We start from the raw sequence: 23,023 nt of genomic DNA on the forward strand, positions 1-23,023 counted from the left end.
TGGCTTTATCCCCCTCTTATCAGTCTTTTCTGTTTCCTACAAAACGCAGAATATAGATAAACAGGTTAATGAAATCCAGATACAGCTGCAGCGCTGAGAAAACGGAAGCCTTTGCCGCCATCTCGGAATTCTGTCCATAATAAGCATAGTATGCCTGGATTTTCTTTGCGTCGTAAGCTGTAATAATTAAAAACAGGAAAATTCCCACACCGCAGACCATTGTTTCAAAAGCGCTTAAGTCAATAAACATGGCTAACAGCCAGAAGACAAACAGGAAGATCAGGCCGCCTGTCATAAAAGGACGCAGAGCGGAAAAATTGATATTTCCAAAGTATCCGATCAGTGCCATGACTCCGAAAAACATAGCTGTAATTCCAAATGCCAGCCACAGAGAAAGAAGGTCAAACATCAGAAAATACATGCTGAATACGATACCATTTACAGCAGAGTACAGGAAAAACATACTTTTCGCTGCAGTTACAGACATCTTTTCCAGTCTGGCAGACAGTGAAATTACTAAAATCAGTTCAGCCGCCAGCAGAAGGAAGTTCCACGCCGGAATCCGGATTACATAGATAAATGCTCCTGTAACATACATACTGATGGCAACGGCCAATGTTATAAGCAGTCCCGCAAACATCCAGCCAAAGGTTTTAGCAGTGTATCGTCCCAGAGATTCCCCCGCCTGATCGACTGTCCTCTGTTCCATTCTAAATTCATCGTTCATACTTGCTTTTCTCCTTTCATTTCTACTCTGCAGATATCATATAATAATAAATAGGCTGACCGCCGTACTGCAGTTCGATTTCCTTATCCGGGAATTCCTCTTCGGCCTGCTTTCTGAAGGCTTCTGCATCTGCCTCGGTCACATCGCTTCCATAATAAATAGTAACCAGCTCGCTGTCCTCATTTAACATCGCCTCAAGAGCCGCCTTCGCTGCTCCTAAAACAGATGTGTCCACTGCCAGCATCCCATGATCGCCGATTGCCATAATATCGCCCTCATGGATTTTCATGCCGTCGATGGAGGTATTTCGCACCGCATAGGTAATCTGGGCTGTCTGCACCCGCTCCATCTCGGCTGTCATATTTTCCAGATTCTCCTCCGGCGTCAGATCGGGGATGAAATTCACCAGAGCCGTGATGCCCTGAGGCACGGTTTTAGAAGGAATAACGATAATCTCCTTATCCTCCGTCAGATCACGAGCCTGATTGGCCGCCATGATAATATTTTTATTGTTCGGGAGAATGAAAATGTGATCGGCATTGACCTTTTTAATGGCGTTTAACATGTCCTCCGTGCTGGGGTTCATGGTCTGTCCGCCTTCAATGAGGTAATCGGCCCCGATTCCCTTGAAAATCTCGCTTAAGCCATCGCCGCAGGATACGGTAATGAATCCATAGGGCTTCCGCTCGCCGGTTTCCTCCTCTGCAGGGTTGGGCTGGGCGGCCTGCTCCTTTGCCAGACGCTCTGAATCCTGGATTACCCGCTCCTCATGCTCTTCCCGCATATTGTCAACCTTCATACGGGAAAGGGAGCCGTAGGTAAGTCCCTTTTCAAAGGCCAGTCCCGGATGATTGGTGTGAACATGGATCTTTACGATCTCATCATCTGAGACCACTACCAGAGAATCTCCGATAGAACCCAGATACTTCTTAAGCTCATCCTCATCCTTCTGGCTGTATTCCTTTTCAAGCTTAATGATAAATTCGGTACAGTAACCGAAGCGGATATCCGCTGTGTCAATATCCGTTCTGGAAGCTCCGGCAGACTGAGGGGTTTTTTCAGAAGAAGGTTTTAAAATGCCTGCGTCCTCAAAGGAGAAATCACTGCATTTTCCCGTAAGGCCGTCAAAAGCTCCCTTTACTACCTGCATCAGGCCCTGACCGCCGGAATCCACTACGCCTGCCTGCTTTAATACGGGAAGCATCTCCGGTGTCTGGCTTAAAACGTAGTCGCCCTCCTCAATGACTGCCTTTGCAAAAATTTCAATATCATCCGTCTGAGCGGCCATTTCGATGGCTTTGTCCGCCATGCCCTTGGCAACCGTAAGAATGGTGCCTTCCTTTGGCTTCATAACTGCCTTGTAGGCGGTTTCTGTACCGCGCACCATGGCATTTGCCAGAATGGTCACATCAATGGACGCTGTGCCCTGGATTTCCTTTGTAAAGCCTCTCAAAAGCTGTGACAGGATAACTCCGGAATTTCCTCTGGCGCCTCTTAAAGAGCCGGAAGAAATAGCCTTTGCCAGCTGCTCCATATCCGGGTCTTCCAGTTCTGCTACCGCTTTGGCAGCCGCCATGATCGTCATCGTCATATTCGTCCCGGTATCTCCATCCGGTACCGGAAAAACATTCAGCTCATTGATCCAGTCTTTCTTGGCCTCAAGGCCCTTTGCTCCTGCCAGAAAGGCTTTTTTTACCATCCCGGCATCAATTGTACTTATACCCACGGGTTGCTTCCTCCTAATCAATCACTCTGACACCTTCTACAAAGATATTGATCTTTTCGATCTCCATGCCGGTGAATTCTTCTACTCTGTACTTCACACTTTCGATCAGATTGTCAGCCACTGCTGAAATGCTGACCCCATACGATACGATCACATGAAAGTCAATGGATATCCTGTTTTCTCTGATATCCACAGTGATGCCGTGTGTCAGGCTCTCTCTTTTCAGCAGCTTCACAAGACCGTCTTTCATACTTACGGCCGCCATACCCACGATACCAAAGCACTCTACTGCAATGGTTCCTGCATATAAAGCAATCACTTCCGGGCTGATCTGGATCTCGCCCATCTTATTGCTGATTCGTCCCTTCATATACACGCCTCCTGTTTTCATATTAAGGACAGTATACACTATTTCCCGAAAAAAAGAAATAAATTTTTGTTTTTTCACTTGCAAAAATTGAAAACATCTGGTATCATTACTTTTGTTGTGGATTTTTCTATTTTCTACAAGAAATCCAAGTAACGTTTAAGGAGGTGCAATAGTATGGCTAAGTGTGCAATCTGTGAAAAGGCAGCTCATTTCGGAAACAAAGTGAGCCATTCCCATAGACGGTCCAACAAGATGTGGAAAGCAAACGTAAAATCTGTTAAGGTTAAAGTAAATGGCGGAACCCAGAGAATGTACGTATGTACTTCCTGCTTACGTTCCGGCCTTGTAGAAAGAGCCTAATTAAATGCAGAGCAAAAGCTCCTGACTGTGATGGTCAGGAGCTTTTTTCTGTCTGGATCGTCTATTTAATGATACCGGTTCTGCAGCTTCCAGAAATCAGCAGCAAAACAGATTATACCCAAGCACAAGGCAGCATACCACAAAGAAAAAGGTAAATATGGTCTCGGGTATAAATAAAAGCACCGCCATCCCAAGGCCGAAACAGAACAGCATCAGTCCGCATATCCTTTTCATATCAAAACGCTCCCTTCTCTTTATCTTATGCAGAAGCGTTCCTTCCCATTCCCCCGAAGCTTTCATATGCCCTCTCCGAGATAGCAAAAGGCCCTGCAGACGCAGGGCCGTAATAATGTCATATTCCTGTTTTAATCCCGTTTGTCATATTCAGCCGCAGCATCCTGAGCCGCTGCGCGGGTTTCCTCCGATACAGCCGGTTTTCCGCCCATAAAACGGTTAATCAGGTCGGGAGCCATATCGATCGCCTTTGTGATGGCATCCTGGTTTTTGATGTTTACCACCTTTGTGACTCCGTTTTGTATCACCAGAACGGCGCTGGGACTCATCTTGGCGCTCATTCCGCCGCCGCCCTTCTGCTTTTCCTTTGTTTTTTCCGAAAATGCTCCTGCCGCCATGCCGCAGGTCACATCAATCAGAGGGACGATAATGGCATCTCCTGCCTGCACCGGTTCGCCTACAACTGTCTTTGAAGTGACAAACTGATCCATCCCCTTAAATAATGTATCAATCATAGATGAAAAATGATTTTCTGCCATACCGTCTTTCCTCTTCCTTTTCTCAACGCGCTAGACTGCGCTTCCCTTTAAAAAACCAAACAGCATGCGCCTGGTATGCCCATCACGCAGGATCCCAAGACCCAGCCACAAAAGATATCCCGCCCGGATGCGTCCCTTAAAGCTGCCTTCTGCCTCAAATACCGTTTCATCAAACACAGGGCAGATTTCCAGATTTCCTTCAAAAAAAGGATAGATAAGAGCTGCCGCCGACAATACCTGTCCCGTAAGATAAGGTTCTTCAAACCCAAAGGTTACGGATCCCTTCCCTCCTCTGGGACATACATGGCGCAGAAAACGGCCCGTCTGCTTCCAGAGAAGCTTAAGCGACGCCTGATTTTCTTCATCCTCCAGCCAGGCTTTCTTTTCTTCTGCAATGTTTTGTATATTCTTAAGCTTATCACAAAATGACTGAAAAGAAAACTTAAGTTTTTCAAGAAAAACCTTTATGCGGCCGAATACATCCTTCTTTTTATGCTCTGTATGTCTTTTATCCTCAGGCTCCGGTCTGGGCTGCGGGTTCTTTGGCAGGGTCTTTTGGGGGTTCTCTGCCGATGCAGCCGGAATGCGTTTCTCTTCCCAAAGGGTAGTTTTCTTTTCTTCCGGCTCTTTCCTTTCTGCATCTGTACCTCTGAGCGTTTCCTCATCCAAAGGCCGGTGGGTTTCCGGTGCTTCTTTCTCTTTATCCATTTCCCAGAGCTTTTGTCCAAACAGCTTTACTCCGGCTGTCAGTCCGCTTTCATCTCCATCATATCCGGCGCTTAAGGAAACAGCTCCGAAAAGCCAGGAAATTTCCCCTTTCCCGGCCGGTTTGTCCTTCCAGCTTCCGCCTGCCTCATAGCACACCGGAACAAAGAGCACCAGACAAACCACAGCCAGAACCAGGCCCAGAAGAACCAGAATCAGGATACCGATGGCCTTTAAAATCAAAAGCAGTATGTGTACCAATATCCGCACCTCATTTCCCGGCCATTTGATCCATATATGCCTTCCAGTCAAAACCGCCTGTCTGATGGTACATATCGTCTACCATCCGTCCTGTAACCTCCGCCGCCTCATGATAGCCTCTGGCGATTCCCAGAACCAGCAGATTTTCCCCCTGCCGTTCTCTCCTCGTGAGCAGAGACACAGGACAGATATCAAATATATGTTTCCCGTTTTCCGGAAGAGTAATCACATAGGTATCAGGCAAAAGGCTGCCCTGGCGGAGTCCTTTCAGGATCCGCGCTCTGGCCCGGTCTGCATTTTGTCCCATATACAGATGATCCCACAAACGCATCCTCTCTCCTCCTTTTTGGCAAAATGACCTTTTTCCCGCTTTACTCTTCCATCAGGCTGCGGATCAGATCTGCACAGGCTTCCCGCTCTATCTCGTCGCTGCAGCTGTCCAGGCTTCCCTGAATATATTCTCTGGCCTCATCCAGAGATTGGAAATTTGCAGGCAGGCTGGACAGACATTTTGCCATGGCAGCCCGCACTACAGCTTTTGGAAGCTCCTTCCAGCGTTCTCCCATATCCTTAAAAAGCGCATCCAGTTTTTCTCTGAAAAATGCTTCGTCTACCTCTGTCTCATCTGCGTCCGGCTTTTCCAAGGACATAAACGCGCTGCCAGACATCAGAAGACCTGCCTTCCAGGCAGCCTCTGCCTCCGGCCCGTTTTCCTCCTGAAGCTCCTCCAGAGAGATATCGTCTCTGAGCCACTGCTCAAAATACTGCTCCTGCTTCCCTTCCAGGGCCGGAAGACGGTCTGTGACCTCTTCGGGGATGTCCTCCCACTCTTTTGATGCAAAAAGCGTCTGTATTCCCTTTAAAATCTCTTTTGTATTCTGTTCGCAGGACAGATCAGATACAGCCGTTCCCTGCGCCAGAAGGATCACGCACAGATCATTTACCATATCCATCAGGCACAGGATTTCTCCGCTGAGAGCATTGATCTCCCGGCTTCCTTCCTCCAGTTCAGAAGCCAGATGACGATACTCTTGTGCAGTAAGATGTCTTAAATCTGCCTGTTCAAACGCTTTCATCCGGTCAAACAATGTTCCATATGCTTCTTCCCGCGCCATCGGCCGGTTTAACAGCCCCTCGGAACGCAAAATATACAGTATATCTTCAAAACCGGAGCGCGGAAGCCCCTTGTAGATGCTCAGACGATCCTCTAACAGGGCAAAGAATTTCTGCTTTGTAAAACGTACCGGGAGCTGTCCTGTAATCACCTGCATCCGTTCGCGAAGGGCTGCCGGATCGGGCGCAGTTTGAAACCAGGACAGGATTTCTTCCGTAAGGCTCTCTGTATCCTCCGGCTTTTTTCCGATCAGCTTTGGTGCAAATCTTCCCTCAATCCGGTTCATCACATATTCATAGGCCTGGAACGCATCCGTATAATCCGTAACCTTTTCCATCTCCCGGATCACATCCTGGCGCAGTTCATCTGCCCCGCAGTCTGACTGTCCTTTCAGACAGGCGTCAAGGAGTTCACAGAATCGGTCATACAGACCGGAAATCCGATCATTTTCAAAGCCTTTTTTCTCTGCCGCCGCCTCATAGGCTGTATAAAAGTTCAGCGCCAGCCTGATATAGGAGCAATGGTAGGCCGCCGTAAGCTGCCTGCGTATTCTTGCTGCTTTCATAAAAATAATTCCTCCTTATGAATCCGAACAGTTTTCATATTCCAATACGCACAGGCGTACCAGATCCAGAGCCTTTACCGTAGACTGTTCCCGAACCTTGGCCCTGTTCCCTTTAAACTGGTAACGTTTTACCACTGTCTTTCCTTTTACGCAGCAGGCCATATATACAAGTCCCACCGGTTTTTCCGGCGTTCCGCCCTCCGGCCCGGCAATTCCCGTAATGGATACGCACACATCCGTCCCGGCTGCCGCCGCTCCGCCCTCTGCCATCTGCACGGCCGTTTCCTCACTGACCGCACCGTAAGCAGCAAGGGTTTCCTCCCGTACTCCCAAAAGACGCATTTTCGCCTCATTGGAATATGTCACCATGCCCTGCATAAATACATCCGATACACCGGATACGTTTACCATGCGGGCAGCCACCATTCCGCCGGTACAGGACTCAGCCGCCGCCATGGTAAGCTGCTTTTCCTTTAAAAGCGCGGCTACTGCCATTTCCAGGCTGACTGTTTCATCTGTGGTGTAAACCGCATTCCCAAACCGGGACTTGATTTCCCGAATCACAGGAGCCACAAGAGCCTCTCCTTCTTCATAATCTGCCGCTCTGGCTGTAATACGGATATGAACCTCTGCTGTCTTTGCATAGGTAGCAATGGTCGGATTGGTCTGGCCATCGATCAAATCCAGCAGCTTATCCTCCACCTGGCTCTCGCCGTATCCGCAGATTTTTACCATCCGGGACACCAGAACCGACTGCTGGAGCCGTTCCAGATAGGGAAATACCTGCCCTTCAAACAGCGGGTACAGCTCATTTGGCGGGCCCGGAAGAAGAATGGCTGTTTTCCCATTTTTTTCCAATATCAATCCGGGAGCCATACCGTTAGGATTGTCCAGTACGATCGCCCCCTGGGGAACCATCGCCATCTTCCAGTTATTATCCGGGATTTCTTTATAAATATTGCCTGCAAAAAACGCCTCCAGCTGGCTTCGGGTATGGGAATCCTCCACCAGTTCCATTCCCATGGCCTCTGCACAGACTTCTTTTGTCATATCATCTTCCGTAGGGCCAAGTCCTCCTGTGAGGATTACGATATCCGACCGGTCAAGGGCTCTCTTTACGCTCTCCATCATCCGGCCATAATTATCGCCGACCGTTACCTGATAATACTGATCCAGCCCCAAAAGGGCGCATTTTTCCGCCAGATACTGCGTATTGCTGTTTAAAATATTCCCCATCAGGATCTCAGTTCCTACGCTGATCAGCTCAACGACCATTTTACAGGCCTCCTTCCGTCAGGACCTTTATATTCTTTGCAACATAATCCACCAGAGATACGACCGTCAGGATAACGGCAATCCACAAAACAGCGCTTGTCAGAACAGACAGAGCCGGGATATTGAAGATCAGAAGCACTACCGCCGTCATCTGGAACACGGTTTTAAATTTGCCCCAGTAGCTGGCTGCGATCACAATGCCGTTATCTGCTGCCACCAGGCGGAAGCCGCTGATGATAAACTCACGGCTGATGATAACGATCACAACCCAGGCAGGAAGCTGACCCAGCTGGATCAGGCAGATCAGGGCCGAGCAGACTAAAAGTTTATCTGCCAGGGGATCCATAAATTTTCCAAAATTTGTCACAAGGCCGTATTTTCTGGCAATCTTTCCATCCAGAAGATCCGTCAGGCTGGCTGTAATAAAAATCACATTGGCAATGATCCGCATGGTCTGATCGGCGCCATTTTCATAAAGAAGGGCGGCCACAAAAAACGGGATCATACAGATACGAAGAACGGTAAGCTTATTGGGCAGATTCATGATACACCTCTCCTATCAGGTCATACTCGGCGGCTCCTGTGACCTTTACCCTTACAAAGTCGCCGGACATCAGCATCTCATCGGCATTTACAAAAATCAGTCCGTCCACATTGGGCGCATCCATGTAGGTGCGGCCTACATAGGCCGGTTCATCTGCTACCTTTCCCTCGATCATGACAGTAAGGACTTTTCCCACCATTTTTTCACAGTGTTCAAACGCAATCTCCTGCTGAAGCTCCATGATGGCATCCCGGCGCTCCTCCTTTACCTCCTGGGGCACCTGATCGGGATAGGAGTACGCAGGGGTATCTTCCTCTGCCGAATAGGCAAACACTCCAAGACGCTCAAACTCCATCTCGTCCACAAACTCCATCAGCACCTCATGATCCTCCTCTGTCTCTCCCGGAAAACCGGAGATCAGAGTAGTACGCAGGGCAATATCCGGGATTTCTCTGCGCAGTTTTGCAATGCGCTCCTTTAATTCTTCTTTGTGAGTTCTGCGGCCCATGCGGCGCAGGATCCGGTCACTGGCATGCTGGATGGGGATATCCAGATAATGGCAGACCTTTTCCTCTGATTTAATGGCCTCGATCAGCTCATCCGTAATCTCCTCCGGATAGCAGTACTGGATGCGGATCCAGTAAATCCCCGGAATCTTTGCCAGCTCATGGAGCAGCTTTGGAAGGGATTTTTCCCCATAAATGTCTTTTCCATAAAGAGTGGTCTCCTGAGCCACCAGGATCAGTTCCCGCACTCCGTTGTCAGCCAGCTCTCTGGCCTCCTCTAACAGCCGTTCCATGGGAACGCTACGGTAAGGCCCTCTTAAGGACGGGATAATGCAGTAGGTACAGCGCTTATCACAGCCCTCGGCAATCTTTAAAAAGGCGTAATAGCCGCCGGTAGTTACCACACGCTTTTTAGCTGTGTGGGGCAGCTCGCTCAGACTGTGAAAAACTGAAATGTGGCTGTCAGCCGTTCCTTCCCCGTCCCTCTCATCTTCTCCAAAAAGCTCCGTCAGAACCCGTCCGATCTCTTCGTAGGAGGCGGTTCCTAAAATTGCGTCTACCTCCGGGATCTCCTCTGTGATCTCCTCTTTATAGCGCTGAGCCAGACAGCCTGCCACGATCAGGGCACGGCATTTGCCCTCTTCCTTTAAGCGGGCCATCTCCAGAATGGTATTTACGCTTTCTTCCTTGGCGTCCCCGATAAAACAGCAGGTATTGATCAAAACAGCATCCGCCTCTGTTTCATCATCTGTAAAGGTTACGCCAAGGCCTCCGGCTACGCCTAACATTTTTTCTGTATCCACCAGGTTTTTATCACAGCCCAAGGACACACAGAATAATTTTATCTTCTTCATAAATGCATTTTACTCCTGATTAACATTTAAGCCATCTTCCCGTGTCTGCCGGGCGTAGATCGCCCCGGCGTTTCAGGCACAGGAGACGGCTTCTTCTTTCTCTTATTCGTTTTGGGCAGCCTCTTTTGCATCAGCTTCTTCTTCCTCTGTTGTCTCCTCTTCCGGAAGGATCTTTACCTGCTGATGGTACAGCTCGTCAATGGCGATCGACAGAGGCTTTTTCCCTGCTGTGCCGGGAACCAAGGGTTCTTCCCCTCCAATCAGCTGTCTTGCACGCTTGGAGGCTGCAATGACGATAGAATAGCGGCTCTGTACCACCGGCTGCTCGCCCGGTTCGATATCGCTGTTTACAACGTTGATCAGATCTGTGTATGATGGATGTAACATTCTACATTCCCCTTTCAATTTTAAATATATAATCGCTCTGTCTGCGGCCCGAAAATGATCCCGGCTTTTAACAGGGCAGTTTGCTGACATTAGTTTCTCTCATCCAGATGATACAGGTCCTCCCGCATCTTTCCAAGGAAATCCAGATGATAGGAGGTTTTTTCGTGCTGCAGCTGGATCAGCTGGTGCATTTTTTCCACACATGTATCAATCTCATCATTGATCAGGAGGTAATCATAGGCTTCCATGCCGTCCGCCTCCTCAGCCGCTCTCTTTAAGCGGGCGTTGATCACCTCAATGCTTTCCGTACCGCGGCCCACCAGGCGGCGCTTTAACTCCTCTGCGCTGGGCGGCGTAACAAAAAGAAGCAGCGCCTCAGGATAACGCTTCTTTACCTTTAAAGCGCCCTGGATCTCAATCTCCAGGATCACGTCCTTGCCCTGAGCCATCTTTTCTTCTACATACTCCTTGGGAGTGCCGTAATAGTGATTTACATACTTGGCATACTCGATCAGCTTATGCTCATCCCGCAGCTTCTTAAACTCTTCTTCCGAAAGGAAAAAGTATTCTCTTCCGTTTTCTTCACCTTCCCGTGGTTTTCTCGTAGTGGCCGAGATCGAAAGCGCATAATTATCATAACGCCTTAAAAGCTCCTTCATCAAGGTTCCCTTGCCCGCTCCCGAAAATCCGGATACAACCACTAAAATTCCCTGCTGGTTCATGGGATCTCTCCTCACTTTCATCTCTATTCGATGTTCTGGATCTGTTCTCTTACCTTTTCAATCTCCGTTTTCAGGGCAATGGCCTTATCGGAAAGCTCCAGATCGTTTGACTTTGATAAAATGGTATTGGCCTCCCGGTTCATCTCCTGAGCGATAAAATCAAGCTTTCTGCCTACACTTTCACCGCTTAAAAGCTCCCGTTTCGTATTTTCAATGTGGCTTCTCAAACGTACCGTTTCCTCATCTACACAGATCTTGTCTGCATAGATCACCACCTCAGAGGCAATCCGTCCCTCGTCTACCGCAGTTCCGTTTAACAGCTCCTTTACCTTTTCCTCCAGGCGTGTCCGGTACTCGGAAATAATCTGCGGAGAACGGGCCTCGATAAAATCAACCAGCTCTGTCATGTAATCCAGCTTGCCTAAAAGGTCATGTTTCAGGTGTTCGCCCTCAATCTCTCTGGAAGCCACAAACTTTTCGGCAGCCTCCTCCATAGCGGATGAAAGGATCTCCCAGAGGTGCTCCTCGTCATCCGGGGTCTGCTCCATGGTCAGAACCTCCGGGCATCTGGCAAGAGTGGATACATGGATATCGTTTGGAATGTGAAATTCCTCCTCCATCCGTTTAAAATGCTCCATATACTCTGCTGCCAGAGCACGGTTGTACTTTAAGCAGAGGTTTCCCTCCGTATAGTCCTCATAGTTGATAAAAATATCCACCTTCCCCCGCTGGATGTACTTCTTAAGCAGGGTACGGATGGCAGCCTCGAAGTAATTGAACTTCTTCGGCATCTTAATGCTCAGATCCAGATATCTGTGGTTCACTGCCTTCATCTCCACAGAAATCTTATACTCATCAGTAGCATTCTCGCATCTTCCAAAGCCGGTCATGCTTTTTAACATAAAGGAATGCCTCTCTTTCATCGTTACATAGTTATACAGTATTATAATTCATCTGTGGGGGCAAGTCAACTTTTTTTCAAAAAGAGGAGACGCGCCTTCTGAGCGTGTCTCCCCTGAAAAACTTTATGAAATGGTACTCATTTAATTCACCTTGGAGCCGCAGGCTGTGCAGAAAGCATCCCCCTCTGCCAGCGAAGCGCCGCAGGAAGGGCAGAACCGTCCGCCTGCGCTGGATATTTCCAGAGACTCCAGTTTGGAGCCGCATTTATTGCAGAATACGCTGTCCAGCGTAATAATCTGCCGACAGTGCTCGCACATGCGCAGTCCCTGAGCCGCCAGCTTGTTGCGCTCCAGCGTCTCCTTCTGCTCCTCCAGAGCCTTTATCTGGTTTATAAACTCCCTGTATTCCGACTCACAGTCCTCCCTGTGTTTTTCCAGATACACGGTTCCGATCTGAATCAGCGATTCCCTGATCTGCCCTTCCACCGCTTCAATCTGCTGGTCAAACTTTCCGGCCGGCTGGCTGTTTCCCCCTCTGACCAAATTGGTATTTTCTTTAATCGTATCAAACAGTCCCATATGTCCAATCCTCCTACTGTATTCCAAACCAAGCGTCTAAAAGCCCGCTGTCAACGCTGCTGATCTCCCAGCGCTTCTCCTCTTTATTATATGTAAATTCTACGGTTCCCGTATAGGTTTTGTCTGCCGTACTGCTTTCTGCTTTTTCTTCAAATCCGTTCAGTATAAGAGAAGCGTCCCCAAACGCCATATCCGTCAGGTTCATCCACAGATTCTTCCTGTTTATTACCAGATTCACAAGCTCGGACAGGCCTGTGTAGTCCTCTATTACCCGACGGTTTATATCGGGGATATCCAGATAATGCACTGTTACGGCTGCGCTGACGATCCCGTCCTTCTTTTTCGCTTTTTCCGCCTCAAAATAAGAGCGGCCGGTCACAGACTCTGCCAGCTGTTCCATATTAGCGGCTCTGGAAAAGGACTCTGAAAGAACCTTTCCCAGTTTTGATGAAAGATCCCTTACCTCTTTATCTTCAAAATTTTCTCCCAGCTTTCCCAGAGAAAGCTTTATATTCTGAAAAAACTGTTCGGTCAGATCATTTACCATATAGTCAAAGCAGGAATGGTACAGATTTTCATTTTCCGAATATTCGCTATGCTCCGCAAAATATTCCTCCATCATAGCCTGCGTATCAATCTTTCCCGCACTGGGCTTTAATAAAAGAACGGCAAAAACAAGCACAAGAACCGCTCCCAGAAGCCTTGCAGCCTTTATGGAAATCTGCGGGCGCTTCCATGTGAAGGATACGCCTTTTTTCTCTGCCATTTTTGCACTTCCTGTGTTTACACGCATCTTTTCACCGCATTTGGGGCAAAACTGCGCGCCATTCTTAACGTCATTTCCACACTTGGGACAAAACATAATTACCTCTCCTCATTTGTACTTTTCTTATTTCGGATATCCTCCAGAATCGAATACAGAATCCGATAATAGGAGCGTTCCCTTCCGCCAAATAATGCCCGGCACTCTGCGCATATAATCAAAAGAGATATCACAGCGGAAAGCAGTCCGCAGATGATGGCAATGATTCCTTCCTGATTTATTGAATAGACCATACTGAAAATGGAAATAACCAGAGACAGGATAGGAATAACAGCCACATAGGACGTATTGTAAATCTCATCCCGTATGACATGAGCCTTGGTTGTCCAGTAAAATAATTCAAATTCTTCCGGATCTTTGTTTTTAAGCTGCGCTGCCTGTTCTCTTAAACTGGAAACCAGTTCGCGGATTTTCTCTTTTTCCTTTTCCCATTTTTGATCTTTCTTCTTTTTTTTAAGCCATCTTTGCCGGATTTCCTCAATTTTCTCCAGTTCCTCTGTATATTCCTGATCGTTCTTTTGTGTTTCGTTCATTGTTGATTCTCCTTTTAGTAAAAGATAATTTCCACCTGGTCGCTGATAGCATCCTTTTCTATATCGGCACTCTCTGGAATATTTATGCTCTTCAAACTACTACATCCCTCAAAAGCACTGCTTCCTATCTCGGTGACACTCTCTGGAATATTTATGTTACCCAAACTACTACACCCCGAAAAAGCATATTCTTCTATCTCAGTGACACTCTCTGGAATATTTATGCTCTCCAAACTACTACACCCCGAAAAAGCATATTCTTCTATCTCAGTGACACTCTCTGGAATATTTATGCTCTTCAAACTACTACACCCATCAAAAGCATTGAATCCTATCTTGGTAACACTCTCTGGAATATTTATGCTCTCCAAACTACTACACCCCAAAAAAGCATATTCTTCTATCTCAGTGACACTCTCTGGAATATTTATGCTCTTCAAACTACTACACCCATCAAAAGCACTTCTTCCTATCTCGGTGACACTCTCTGGAATATTTATGCTCTTCAAACTACTACATTCGCTAAAAGCACTGCTTCCTATCTCGGTGACACTCTCTGGAATATTTATACTCTCCAAACTACTACATCCCCCAAAAACATCGAATTCTATCTCAGTGACACCCTCTGGAATATTTATGCTCTCCAAATTATAACACCTCGAAAAAGCATCGTTTTCTATCTTGGTGACACCCTCTGGAATATTTATGCTCTTCAAACTACTACACCCTGAAAAAGCATTGCTTTCTATCTTGGTAACACTCTCTGGAATATTTATGCTCTTCAAACTATCACAGTTATAAAAAGTCATATCTTGTATCACGGTGACACTTTCTGGAATATTTATGCTCTCCAAACTATCACAGTCCCTAAAAGCAGTATCTCTTATCACGGTGACACTCTCTGGAATATTTATGCTCTTCAAACTACTACATCCCGAAAAAGCACTAGTTCCTATCTTGGTGACACTCTCCGGTATTGTTATGCTTTCCAAATCGGTATACTCTAAAAACTCCTCATCCTTAATTTTCGTTGTTCCCTCCGGTACAGTTATACTTACCACTCCAAGACCTTGTCCTTCAGATAGCATCTCTATCGCTCCCATCCCCGCTTTAAAAATCAAAAAACCGCCGCAAAGCACAGCCGCCGCGGCAACTGCATACTTCATCCCGGACTTTTTCGTTTTAGCTTCCGCTCTTTCTTCCTTTTTCTCCGTACTTTCTCTCAGTTTCTCTCCGCACTCCGGACAAACCTCAACCCCGTTATCATCGTTCAGGTTGAAACCACACTTTGGACAATACATGCTTGTTCCCCTTTTCTAATGTATTTATCTCTGCATTTACTACATAATTACACTTATGTTGTTATTTTTATCCTTCTCTACCGCGCTGAACACATCTGGTAATACTTGCAAAATACAACCACAAATGATATACTTTCCAAAGAATCCTTAATAAAGGGTCTTTCTTATAATATCCTGCATTTATAAGCGGTATTTCACCCGTTTTTAACAACATATGTGTAATTATGTACTACGCTTTTTTAACCCTCTTCCCATCCCGGAGCATCCCCTCTTTTCTCCCACGCTCCAATCTTCATCCAACAGCCCCAGCCTCTCAATCAGCCGTTCATGCTCCCTTCCATTTTCCATCACATAGATTCTGGTTGTCTCGATATCCGAATGTCCCAGCACATCTGCCAGCTTTGCCAGATCCTTTCCCTCCTGATAAAAGGTCTTTGCAAATAAATGTCTCAGATTGTGAGGGAATACCTTTTTCGGATCAACGCCTGCCTTTTCGCAGAGCTTTTTCATTGCCGCCCATATATTGCTTCGGTTTAAGGCTCGTTTTCCTCTGGTGATAAAGACAGGGCCGTCCGCAATCCGGTGTTTTTTCATATACTCCTTCAAAATCCGCCGCAGCTTCTCCGGAAGAAAGACAATGCGCTTTTTATTTTTGCAGCTTACCTCTGCCCGCCCTGTTTTCACCGCCTCTGCCGTGATAAATGCAAGCTCTGACACCCGTATCCCCGTAGCGCAGATGGTCTGCATCACAAGCTTCAGGCGCTCCTTCCCCTGTCTTTGCGCTTCCTCAATCAGGCGCATATATTCTTCCCGTGATAAATCCTCCTCCGGTTCCCTGTAGATCCGCTTCTGCTGCCGGAAGGGTTTTACCCTCAGCTCCTCCCAGCCGCGAAAATCAAAATACCCGTTTAAAGCCGCAAGCATGGAATTGGCAGAGGATACCGCATAGCATGTCCCCAGATATTCCTTCCATTCCAACACGCGGAGCCGGTCGATCTCCTTTTCTCCATTCCACCTGCAAAATGCTCTTACATCTCTTATATATTTTTCAATGGTAGCCCGGCTTCTTTCATTTTCAAGCATATCCCGGCGGTAAACCTCCAGTTCTTTTTCGCAAATAACATATTTCTTCCCTTCACCCATTCCAGCTCTCCTGCCTTTCTTTTTTACAACCATTATATTGCTCTTTTCCTTGAGTTTCCGCATTTTACAGTGTGATCTGGGGGTCTGGTGTGCAGGGCGACTTTGAAGGTCATTAGAAAACCTTAGAGGATTAAATTTTTTGTTAAAAGCCATATCAAACCTGTTTGAGCGCAGCGAGTTTTTGATATGGCTTTTGTTTTTAGAAAAATTTCAGACTCTTAGGCTTTCTTATGACCGGAAACCGGAGCCCTGCACACCAGACTCCAGAGGGCGGTGCAAAATGCGGAAACTCAAACCTTTTCTGCTTTTCTATTTCCCCAAATTATGCTATCCTAATAAGCAAGGCCCCGTTTCAGGCAAACAAATATGGGCTCGACAGGAGTGTATCAAATGGCATTTGATGGTATTACCATTGCAAATCTGGCTTATGAGTTCAAAAGCACCTTAGAGGGCGGAAAGATCGCAAAAATCGCCCAGCCGGAAAAGGACGAGCTTCTCATTGCCGTTAAAAATAACCGTGAAACCTACCGGCTGCAGATTTCCGCCAGCGCCAGCCTTCCCCTTATCTATCTCACGGAAAATAATAAACCCAGCCCTCTGACCGCCCCCAATTTCTGTATGCTTTTAAGAAAGCATATCGGAAGCGCCAGGATCCTTTCCATCACCCAGCCGGGGCTGGAGCGTATCCTGGAATTTGAGCTGGAGCATCTGGACGAAATGGGCGACTTGTGCAGAAAAAAGCTGATCGTAGAGATCATGGGAAAGCACAGCAATATCATTTTCTGTAAGGAAGACGGCACGATCATTGACAGCATCAAGCATGTGTCCGCCAATATGAGTTCTGTAAGGGAGGTTCTGCCCGGAAGGGAATACTTTATCCCTCAAACAGTAGCAAAAGAGAACCCTCTGACCGTCACGGAAGCGGATTTCTGCCGGATCATAAAAGCCGCGCCCATGACGGTTCAGAAGGCCCTGTACAATCATTTCACAGGCATCAGCCCCATTGTGGCAGAGGAGGTCTGTCATCTGGCTTCCATCGATTCCGACCTGTCTGCCAACGGGCTGTCTGAGGCAGAACTGACCCATCTGGCCCATACCTTCTGCCTGCTGATGGAGGATGTAAAGGAAGGACGCTTCTCTCCTGCTATTATCTATGATGAGGAAGGCCCTCTGGAATACGCTTCCATTCCCCTGACCTGTCTGGAAGGAAGGGGCTGCCGCAGAGAGGGCTGGTCTTCCATCAGCGCTCTTCTGGAAAATTACTATGCCTCCAGAGACAGCCGCACAAGGATCCGCCAGAAATCCGCCGACCTGCGCCGGATCGTCCAGACCGCCCTGGAGCGCAATTATAAAAAATACGATCTGCAGTTAAAGCAGCTAAAGGATACGGAAAAGCGGGAAAAGTACCGGATCTACGGAGAACTGTTAAATACCTACGGCTACGAGCTGGCAGGCGGTGAGAAATCCTTTTCCTGCATCAACTATTACACAGGGGAAGAAATCTCTATCCCCCTGGATCCTCAGCTTTCTGCAAAGGACAATGCAAAGAAGCATTTTGACAAGTATAATAAATTAAAGAGGACCTTTGAGGCCTTAACCCAGCTGACCGACCAGACAAAGGCGGAAATCGACCATCTGGAATCCATCAGCTCTGCCCTGGATATCGCTCTGGCTGAAAATGATCTGGTGCAGATCAAGGAGGAACTGATGGAATACGGCTATGTGAAAAAGCGCCGTCCAAACGATAAGCGGCCAAAGATCACCAGCAAGCCCTTCCATTATATTTCCTCTGACGGATACCACATCTATGTGGGCAAAAACAACTATCAGAATGAGGAGCTGACCTTCCGGTTTGCAAATGGAAATGACTGGTGGTTCCACGCCAAGGGCATACCCGGCTCCCATGTGATTTTAAAAAATGACGGGAAAGGCGAGCTGCCGGACCGGGCCTTTGAGGAGGCGGGCGCACTGGCTGCCTTCTATTCCAAGGGCCGCGAAAATGAAAAAGTGGAAATCGACTATATCCAGAAAAAAAATATCAAAAAGGTTACAGGAGCCGCACCGGGCTTTGTGATCTACCACACCAATTATTCTTTGGTTGCGATCCCTTCCTGCAATTTGAAAGAAGCAGAATAGCGAAACAGGCCCCGATTTTCACACCGGGGCCTGTCGTTTTTTATCGTATCATTTTATACTGTCACAAATAAAACAGCCAGCCATCGGAATCTCTCCCGACAGCCGGCTGATTTACTTTACTCAAAATCAACTAATCCCGTGCGTGAATTAGTTATACTTGCGCTTACGAGCAGCTTCAGACTTCTTCTTACGTCTTACGCTTGGCTTCTCGTAATGCTCTCTCTTACGAATTTCCTGCTGAATGCCAGCCTTTGCACAGTTTCTTTTGAATCTGCGTAAAGCACTGTCTAAGCTCTCGTTATCTTTAACAATTACGTTTGACATCGCTCACACCTAACCTCCCTCCAGTTGTGTAATTGTGCATAATACAACTGTTTGGGTATTTTTAGCACTGCTATGATTATAGCATAAAAATCCCATACGTCAAGAAAAAAATCATATTTTTTTCTTATTTTTATTTCCACAGTAAACTTTCGGGCAAAATGGATTATTTTGTCTGCTCTTCTACTGTTTCAACCGCTTTCTTAAGGGCCTCGTCTACTCCTGCCGGATTCTTTCCGCCTGCCTGAGCCATGTTGGGACGGCCTCCGCCGCCTCCGCCTACCAGACCTGCAATGGCCTTGATCAGATTGCCTGCGTGAACGCCCTTCTTCTGAGCAGCCTCCGTTGCGGTAGCCATCAGATTTACCTTTCCATCCATTACAGATGCGATTACAACTACGCCCTCGCCCAGCTTATCCTTTAACTGGTCGCCCAGGTTTCTCAGGCCGTTCATATCTACATCCGCTACTCTGGAAGCCAGAACCTTTACGCCGTTTACTTCTTTTACCTGGCTCATTACATCGCCCAGGGAGTCATTTGCCAGCTTGCTCTTTAATTTTTCATTTTCAGAGCTCAGAGCCTTAATTTCCTCTAAAAGAGCCTCAATCCGGGAGGTTAAGGATGCAGGAGTGGTCTTGGCTGCCTTTGCCGCCTCATGAAGCTCCTCTTCCACCTCTGCATAGTGCTTCATCAGTCCGTCGGAGGTAAGAGCCTCAATACGTCTTACGCCTGCTGCAATGCCTGCTTCAGAAAGGATCTTAAAGGAAGCAATGGCGCTGGTATTTGCCACATGGGTACCGCCGCAAAGCTCTGTGGAGAAATCTCCCATCTTTACCACGCGGACCTTCTCGCCGTATTTTTCACCGAAGAGGGCCATAGCGCCTGTCTTCTTTGCCTCATCCAGGGTCATAACCTGTGTTTCAACCGGAAGGGAAGCGCTGATCTCTGCATTTACCATATCTTCCACCTTTTTGATCTCCTCAGGAGTCATGGCGGAGAAATGGGTAAAGTCAAAACGGAGTCTGCCTGCGTCCACATAGGAGCCTGCCTGCTCTACATGGCTTCCAAGAACGGTTCTTAAAGCCTTCTGAAGCAGATGGGTCGCACTGTGGTTTCTGCAGGTTAAGGCGCGGTTTCTCTCGCATACGGACAAAGTTACGGCTTCTCCAACGCGGAGCATTCCCTTTGTCATCACGCCTACATGGCCGATCTTTCCGCCCTGAAGGTGAATGGTATCCTTAACCTTGAACTCGCCGTTTTCATTGGAAATGATACCCTTATCGCCCTGCTGGCCGCCCATGGTGCCATAGAAAGTGGTTTCATCTGTGATAATGGTTCCGGTCTGGCCGTCTGTAAGCGCCTCTACAAGCTCCTCCTCTGTAGTCAGAACGGAAATCTTAGAATCCACGCTCAGCTTGTCATAGCCTACGAATTCAGAGGTAATAGCCGGATCGATGGACTGGTATACGGTCACGTCTGCACCCATGTAGTTGGTTGCCTTGCGGGCCTTGCGGGCCTTGTCCTTCTGCTCCTTCATGGCAGCATTAAAGCCTTCCTCATCAACGCCGCAGCCCTTTTCCTCCAGGATCTCTCTTGTCAGATCCAGAGGGAAGCCGTAGGTGTCGTAAAGCTTAAATGCATTTTCTCCGGATAAGGTCTTTTCACCGGCAGAAACCATGGAAGCCTCCATCTCGGCAAGAATGGCAAGACCCTGGTCGATGGTCTTATTAAACTTATCCTCTTCCTCGCTCAATACCTTAAAGATCATGGACTGCTTCTCTTCCAGCTCCGGATAACCGTCCTTGGAAAGGTCGATTACGGTCTTTGAAAGGTCTGCCAGGAACTTTCCTTCGATTCCCAGCTTGCGTCCATGGCGGGCAGCGCGGCGCAGCAGGCGGCGCAGCACATAGCCTCTGCCCTCGTTGGAAGGCATGATGCCGTCGGAAATCATAAAGGTGCAGGACTTGATATGGTCTGTAACAATACGAAGGGAAACGTCTGTCTCATGCTCCTTCTGGTATTCCTTGCCGGACAGGGCGCATACGCGGTCTAAGAGAGCCTTGTTTGTATCCACCGTAAACAGGGAATCTACGCCCTGAACCACTACAGCCAGACGCTCCAGTCCCATACCGGTATCGATATTTTTCTGCTTTAATTCGGAATAATTGCCGTGGCCGTCATTGTCAAACTGGCTGAATACATTGTTCCAAACCTCGATATAGCGGTCGCACTCGCAGCCTACGGTACATCCGGGCTTTCCGCAGCCAAATTTCTCGCCTCTGTCATAGTAGATCTCAGAGCAGGGACCGCAGGGGCCGGAGCCGTGCTCCCAGAAGTTGTCCTCTTTTCCAAAGCGGAAAATACGGTCTGCAGGAATACCGATTTCCTTATTCCAGATTTCAAAAGCCTCGTCGTCATCTACATAGATGGAAGGGTACAGGCGGTCCGGATCCAGGCCGACTACTTCTGTTAAAAATTCCCAGGACCAGTGAATGGCCTCTGTCTTAAAGTAATCGCCAAAGGAGAAGTTGCCCAGCATCTCAAAGAAGGTGCCGTGGCGGGCTGTCTTTCCGATATTTTCAATATCGCCGGTGCGGATGCACTTCTGGCAGGTAGTAACTCTTCTTCTGGGAGGGATCTCCTGTCCGGTAAAGTAAGGCTTTAAGGGAGCCATACCGGAGTTGATCAGCAGAAGGCTGTTGTCATTATGAGGCACGAGTGAAAAGCTCTTCATTGCCAGATGTCCCTTGCTCTCAAAAAATTCAAGGAACATACGGCGCAGTTCGTTCACTCCGCGGTACTGTGGTTCTTTCACTTTCTCTTCCTCCATATCCTTTGACGCGCAGTATACGCACATCTTAATTTGAAATCATAACCATAAGCGACATTTTACCATATTGACTTGTATTTATCAAGATATTTGCCCTCTATTTCGTTATTATCTCCATTGTGGCACGTTTCGGAGTATGCTACACTTACTCTCAGAATAATATGGCGCCGCAGCGAATGCGCCGGAAAGGATCCTTTTCCCCATGAACCAATCCCCATCCCAAACCACCCATCTTTTTACCAACCGTCAGATCACCGCCATGCTGCTTCCCCTGATGGCCGAACAGCTTTTGATCACCCTTATGGGCATGGTAAATACCTTTATGGTAGCCCATGTAGGCTCTTATGCCATTTCTGCCGTATCCCTGGTGGATTCCATCAATATTCTGGTGATCCAGGCCTTTTACGCCCTGTCTACCGGCGGAACCATTGTCTGCGCCCAGTATCTGGGGCAAAAAAAGACAGGGCATGCCATCCGCTCTGCTGAACAGACCCTGTTTATTGTAACGCTGATCTCTCTTGTAACAGCTGCATTCTGCATCCTGTTTGACCGGCAGATTTTAAGGCTGACCTTCGGGACAGTGGATGAAGAAGTATTTAACTCTGCTCGTACATACTTTTTCTATTCATCCCTCTCCTACCCATTTATCGCCCTGTATGATGCCGGTTCCTCCATCTTCAGAGCACAGAAAAATACCGGCTTTCCCATGGCCATGTCCCTGATCGCAAACATTGCAAATGTGATCGGAAATATCATTCTGGTGCTGATCCTGGGACAGGGTGTAGCAGGCGCCGCCATCTCCACTCTGGCTGCCAGGGCCTTATGTGCTCTGCTGGTTCTCCTGCGCCTTGTAAAGCCCAGGGAAAATCAGCCGGTCTATGTAGCCAATTATACCCGCATACGCCCCCATATGCCTTTGATCCGGCGGATTCTCCATATCGGTATTCCCGCAGGCATTGAAAACAGTATGTTCCAGTTTGGAAAGCTTGCTATCCAGTCCAGTGTGTCTACCCTTGGTGTTACCGCCATGGCAGCCCATGCAATGGCCTCCAATTTTGAAAGCTTTAACGGGATCGCAGGCATTGGCGTGGGAATCGGCCTTATGACCGTTACCGGACACTGTCTGGGAGCCGGAAGAAAGGACGAAGCGGTCTATTATGTAAAGAAATTCTGCGTGGCAGCAGAAATCGCCGTGGCCGGAAGCTGTATCCTTCTTTTCCTTTTAGCCCGCCCCATTGTCACCCTTTCAGGCATGGAGCCCGAAAGCATGCGTCTGTTTCTGGGACTTTTGACCTTCATCACCCTTGTAAAACCGATCATCTGGGTACCGTCCTTCATACCCGCTTATGGCCTGAGGGCCGCAGGAGATGTAAAATATACCATGGTCGTTTCCTGTCTTACCATGTGGCTGTGCCGGGTGTCCTTATGTATTTTTCTCATCCGCGGCCTTGGCGTGGGCCCTATCGCCGTGTGGATCGGTATGTTCTCCGACTGGATCGTGAGGGGAATCTTCTTTACAAGACGGTATATGAGCAGAAAATGGCTGGAGTTTCATGTGCTTTAACA

At 47.9% G+C, this 23,023-nt stretch carries 24 protein-coding genes; 3 read left to right on the forward strand and 21 right to left on the reverse strand.

The window, feature by feature from the left end; all coding sequences use genetic code 11:
- Positions 1 to 19: 19 nt before the first annotated feature.
- Genes ACZM6M_RS05890 through ACZM6M_RS05900 form a run of 3 tightly spaced genes read right to left on the reverse strand, consistent with a single transcriptional unit; the run spans position 20 to position 2,823 of the window.
- Positions 20 to 727 (reverse strand): Bax inhibitor-1/YccA family protein, encoded by a 708-nt coding sequence (locus tag ACZM6M_RS05890; RefSeq protein ID WP_317439628.1) that lies wholly within the window; start codon positions 725 to 727, stop codon positions 20 to 22.
- Positions 728 to 749: 22 nt separating this feature from the next.
- Positions 750 to 2,453 carry a DAK2 domain-containing protein gene (locus ACZM6M_RS05895; protein WP_317439627.1) on the reverse strand — a complete coding sequence of 568 codons (1,704 nt, stop codon included), beginning with the start codon at positions 2,451 to 2,453 and terminating at the stop codon, positions 750 to 752.
- 13 nt (positions 2,454 to 2,466) lie between these two features.
- Positions 2,467 to 2,823 (reverse strand): Asp23/Gls24 family envelope stress response protein, encoded by a 357-nt coding sequence (locus ACZM6M_RS05900; protein WP_066548747.1) that lies wholly within the window; start codon positions 2,821 to 2,823, stop codon positions 2,467 to 2,469.
- Positions 2,824 to 2,997: 174 nt separating this feature from the next.
- Here ACZM6M_RS05900 and rpmB point away from each other — a divergent pair, with 174 nt between their 5' ends.
- Positions 2,998 to 3,183 (forward strand): 50S ribosomal protein L28, encoded by a 186-nt coding sequence (gene rpmB, locus ACZM6M_RS05905; protein WP_066548750.1) that lies wholly within the window; start codon positions 2,998 to 3,000, stop codon positions 3,181 to 3,183.
- Positions 3,184 to 3,279: 96 nt separating this feature from the next.
- Here rpmB and ACZM6M_RS05910 read toward each other — a convergent pair whose 3' ends face one another.
- The 16 genes from ACZM6M_RS05910 to ACZM6M_RS05985 form a co-directional block, all read right to left on the reverse strand.
- Positions 3,280 to 3,483 carry a hypothetical protein gene (locus ACZM6M_RS05910; RefSeq protein WP_066548753.1) on the reverse strand — a complete coding sequence of 68 codons (204 nt, stop codon included), beginning with the start codon at positions 3,481 to 3,483 and terminating at the stop codon, positions 3,280 to 3,282.
- Between the two features lie 65 nt (positions 3,484 to 3,548).
- Positions 3,549 to 3,956: a GerW family sporulation protein gene (locus tag ACZM6M_RS05915; protein WP_066548763.1), complete on the reverse strand. Its 408-nt coding sequence runs from the start codon at positions 3,954 to 3,956 to the stop codon at positions 3,549 to 3,551.
- A gap of 30 nt (positions 3,957 to 3,986) precedes the next feature.
- The gene (locus tag ACZM6M_RS05920; RefSeq protein ID WP_489489916.1) at positions 3,987 to 4,922 is read right to left on the reverse strand and encodes a DUF2953 domain-containing protein; all 936 of its coding nucleotides are present in this window, start codon (positions 4,920 to 4,922) and stop codon (positions 3,987 to 3,989) included.
- Between the two features lie 10 nt (positions 4,923 to 4,932).
- On the reverse strand, positions 4,933 to 5,253 hold the full coding sequence (locus ACZM6M_RS05925) for a hypothetical protein (RefSeq protein WP_331624851.1): 321 nt from the start codon (positions 5,251 to 5,253) through the stop codon (positions 4,933 to 4,935).
- A gap of 40 nt (positions 5,254 to 5,293) precedes the next feature.
- Entirely contained in the window at positions 5,294 to 6,601 is a 1,308-nt protein-coding gene (locus tag ACZM6M_RS05930; protein ID WP_489489918.1) for a hypothetical protein, read from the reverse strand.
- A 15-nt stretch (positions 6,602 to 6,616) separates the two neighbouring features.
- Positions 6,617 to 7,876, reverse strand: a complete 1,260-nt coding sequence (locus ACZM6M_RS05935) for a competence/damage-inducible protein A (protein ID WP_317439624.1) — start codon at positions 7,874 to 7,876, stop codon at positions 6,617 to 6,619.
- A 1-nt stretch (position 7,877) separates the two neighbouring features.
- Complete coding sequence (gene pgsA, locus ACZM6M_RS05940) at positions 7,878 to 8,420, reverse strand: CDP-diacylglycerol--glycerol-3-phosphate 3-phosphatidyltransferase (RefSeq protein WP_066548774.1); 543 nt, start codon at positions 8,418 to 8,420, stop codon at positions 7,878 to 7,880.
- Positions 8,404 to 9,780, reverse strand: a complete 1,377-nt coding sequence (gene rimO / locus ACZM6M_RS05945) for a 30S ribosomal protein S12 methylthiotransferase RimO (RefSeq protein WP_489489921.1) — start codon at positions 9,778 to 9,780, stop codon at positions 8,404 to 8,406. The genes pgsA and rimO overlap by 17 nt, the downstream gene beginning before the upstream one ends.
- Positions 9,781 to 9,882: 102 nt before the next feature.
- Positions 9,883 to 10,167 carry a DNA-directed RNA polymerase subunit omega gene (rpoZ, locus tag ACZM6M_RS05950; protein ID WP_066550834.1) on the reverse strand — a complete coding sequence of 95 codons (285 nt, stop codon included), beginning with the start codon at positions 10,165 to 10,167 and terminating at the stop codon, positions 9,883 to 9,885.
- 89 nt (positions 10,168 to 10,256) lie between these two features.
- On the reverse strand, positions 10,257 to 10,889 hold the full coding sequence (gene gmk / locus ACZM6M_RS05955) for a guanylate kinase (protein WP_066548775.1): 633 nt from the start codon (positions 10,887 to 10,889) through the stop codon (positions 10,257 to 10,259).
- A gap of 23 nt (positions 10,890 to 10,912) precedes the next feature.
- Positions 10,913 to 11,791 (reverse strand): YicC/YloC family endoribonuclease, encoded by an 879-nt coding sequence (locus ACZM6M_RS05960; protein WP_066548777.1) that lies wholly within the window; start codon positions 11,789 to 11,791, stop codon positions 10,913 to 10,915.
- A 141-nt stretch (positions 11,792 to 11,932) separates the two neighbouring features.
- Positions 11,933 to 12,370, reverse strand: a complete 438-nt coding sequence (locus tag ACZM6M_RS05965) for a zinc ribbon domain-containing protein (RefSeq protein ID WP_489489924.1) — start codon at positions 12,368 to 12,370, stop codon at positions 11,933 to 11,935.
- Between the two features lie 13 nt (positions 12,371 to 12,383).
- On the reverse strand, positions 12,384 to 13,232 hold the full coding sequence (locus tag ACZM6M_RS05970; RefSeq protein WP_489489925.1) for a zinc ribbon domain-containing protein: 849 nt from the start codon (positions 13,230 to 13,232) through the stop codon (positions 12,384 to 12,386).
- A 2-nt stretch (positions 13,233 to 13,234) separates the two neighbouring features.
- On the reverse strand, positions 13,235 to 13,726 hold the full coding sequence (locus ACZM6M_RS05975; RefSeq protein WP_489489927.1) for a hypothetical protein: 492 nt from the start codon (positions 13,724 to 13,726) through the stop codon (positions 13,235 to 13,237).
- Positions 13,727 to 13,740: 14 nt separating this feature from the next.
- On the reverse strand, positions 13,741 to 15,027 hold the full coding sequence (locus ACZM6M_RS05980) for a leucine-rich repeat domain-containing protein (protein ID WP_489489929.1): 1,287 nt from the start codon (positions 15,025 to 15,027) through the stop codon (positions 13,741 to 13,743).
- 222 nt (positions 15,028 to 15,249) lie between these two features.
- Positions 15,250 to 16,170, reverse strand: coding sequence for a tyrosine-type recombinase/integrase (locus tag ACZM6M_RS05985; RefSeq protein ID WP_489489930.1), 921 nt, complete (start codon positions 16,168 to 16,170; stop codon positions 15,250 to 15,252).
- 390 nt (positions 16,171 to 16,560) lie between these two features.
- On the opposite strand from ACZM6M_RS05985, the gene ACZM6M_RS05990 reads away from it, so the two are divergent.
- Positions 16,561 to 18,306: an Rqc2 family fibronectin-binding protein gene (locus tag ACZM6M_RS05990; RefSeq protein WP_296038245.1), complete on the forward strand. Its 1,746-nt coding sequence runs from the start codon at positions 16,561 to 16,563 to the stop codon at positions 18,304 to 18,306.
- Positions 18,307 to 18,453: 147 nt separating this feature from the next.
- Here the strand turns inward: ACZM6M_RS05990 and rpsU are convergent, their stop codons facing one another.
- Both rpsU and alaS read right to left on the reverse strand, forming a co-directional pair.
- Complete coding sequence (gene rpsU / locus ACZM6M_RS05995) at positions 18,454 to 18,630, reverse strand: 30S ribosomal protein S21 (RefSeq protein WP_003504099.1); 177 nt, start codon at positions 18,628 to 18,630, stop codon at positions 18,454 to 18,456.
- A 163-nt stretch (positions 18,631 to 18,793) separates the two neighbouring features.
- Complete coding sequence (gene alaS, locus ACZM6M_RS06000) at positions 18,794 to 21,442, reverse strand: alanine--tRNA ligase (RefSeq protein ID WP_417045850.1); 2,649 nt, start codon at positions 21,440 to 21,442, stop codon at positions 18,794 to 18,796.
- Positions 21,443 to 21,659: 217 nt separating this feature from the next.
- Here alaS and ACZM6M_RS06005 point away from each other — a divergent pair, with 217 nt between their 5' ends.
- Positions 21,660 to 23,021 (forward strand): MATE family efflux transporter, encoded by a 1,362-nt coding sequence (locus ACZM6M_RS06005; RefSeq protein ID WP_489489935.1) that lies wholly within the window; start codon positions 21,660 to 21,662, stop codon positions 23,019 to 23,021.
- Positions 23,022 to 23,023: the final 2 nt, after the last annotated feature.

This window comes from Enterocloster sp. (genome assembly GCF_057861365.1).

What these genes read in the sequence shown, in the direction of transcription:
- ACZM6M_RS05890 (WP_317439628.1), bottom strand. Translation starts at nt 727, where the DNA reads ATGAACGATGAATTTAGAATGGAACAGAGGACAGTCGATCAGGCGGGG.
- ACZM6M_RS05900 (WP_066548747.1), bottom strand. Translation starts at nt 2,823, where the DNA reads ATGAAGGGACGAATCAGCAATAAGATGGGCGAGATCCAGATCAGCCCG.
- rpmB (WP_066548750.1), top strand. Translation starts at nt 2,998, where the DNA reads ATGGCTAAGTGTGCAATCTGTGAAAAGGCAGCTCATTTCGGAAACAAA.
- ACZM6M_RS05910 (WP_066548753.1), bottom strand. Translation starts at nt 3,483, where the DNA reads ATGAAAGCTTCGGGGGAATGGGAAGGAACGCTTCTGCATAAGATAAAG.
- ACZM6M_RS05915 (WP_066548763.1), bottom strand. Translation starts at nt 3,956, where the DNA reads ATGGCAGAAAATCATTTTTCATCTATGATTGATACATTATTTAAGGGG.
- ACZM6M_RS05925 (WP_331624851.1), bottom strand. Translation starts at nt 5,253, where the DNA reads ATGCGTTTGTGGGATCATCTGTATATGGGACAAAATGCAGACCGGGCC.
- ACZM6M_RS05930 (WP_489489918.1), bottom strand. Translation starts at nt 6,601, where the DNA reads ATGAAAGCAGCAAGAATACGCAGGCAGCTTACGGCGGCCTACCATTGC.
- ACZM6M_RS05935 (WP_317439624.1), bottom strand. Translation starts at nt 7,876, where the DNA reads ATGGTCGTTGAGCTGATCAGCGTAGGAACTGAGATCCTGATGGGGAAT.
- pgsA (WP_066548774.1), bottom strand. Translation starts at nt 8,420, where the DNA reads ATGAATCTGCCCAATAAGCTTACCGTTCTTCGTATCTGTATGATCCCG.
- rimO (WP_489489921.1), bottom strand. Translation starts at nt 9,780, where the DNA reads ATGAAGAAGATAAAATTATTCTGTGTGTCCTTGGGCTGTGATAAAAAC.
- rpoZ (WP_066550834.1), bottom strand. Translation starts at nt 10,167, where the DNA reads ATGTTACATCCATCATACACAGATCTGATCAACGTTGTAAACAGCGAT.
- gmk (WP_066548775.1), bottom strand. Translation starts at nt 10,889, where the DNA reads ATGAACCAGCAGGGAATTTTAGTGGTTGTATCCGGATTTTCGGGAGCG.
- ACZM6M_RS05960 (WP_066548777.1), bottom strand. Translation starts at nt 11,791, where the DNA reads ATGTTAAAAAGCATGACCGGCTTTGGAAGATGCGAGAATGCTACTGAT.
- ACZM6M_RS05965 (WP_489489924.1), bottom strand. Translation starts at nt 12,370, where the DNA reads ATGGGACTGTTTGATACGATTAAAGAAAATACCAATTTGGTCAGAGGG.
- ACZM6M_RS05970 (WP_489489925.1), bottom strand. Translation starts at nt 13,232, where the DNA reads ATGTTTTGTCCCAAGTGTGGAAATGACGTTAAGAATGGCGCGCAGTTT.
- ACZM6M_RS05975 (WP_489489927.1), bottom strand. Translation starts at nt 13,726, where the DNA reads ATGAACGAAACACAAAAGAACGATCAGGAATATACAGAGGAACTGGAG.
- ACZM6M_RS05980 (WP_489489929.1), bottom strand. Translation starts at nt 15,027, where the DNA reads ATGTATTGTCCAAAGTGTGGTTTCAACCTGAACGATGATAACGGGGTT.
- ACZM6M_RS05985 (WP_489489930.1), bottom strand. Translation starts at nt 16,170, where the DNA reads ATGGGTGAAGGGAAGAAATATGTTATTTGCGAAAAAGAACTGGAGGTT.
- ACZM6M_RS05990 (WP_296038245.1), top strand. Translation starts at nt 16,561, where the DNA reads ATGGCATTTGATGGTATTACCATTGCAAATCTGGCTTATGAGTTCAAA.
- rpsU (WP_003504099.1), bottom strand. Translation starts at nt 18,630, where the DNA reads ATGTCAAACGTAATTGTTAAAGATAACGAGAGCTTAGACAGTGCTTTA.
- ACZM6M_RS06005 (WP_489489935.1), top strand. Translation starts at nt 21,660, where the DNA reads ATGAACCAATCCCCATCCCAAACCACCCATCTTTTTACCAACCGTCAG.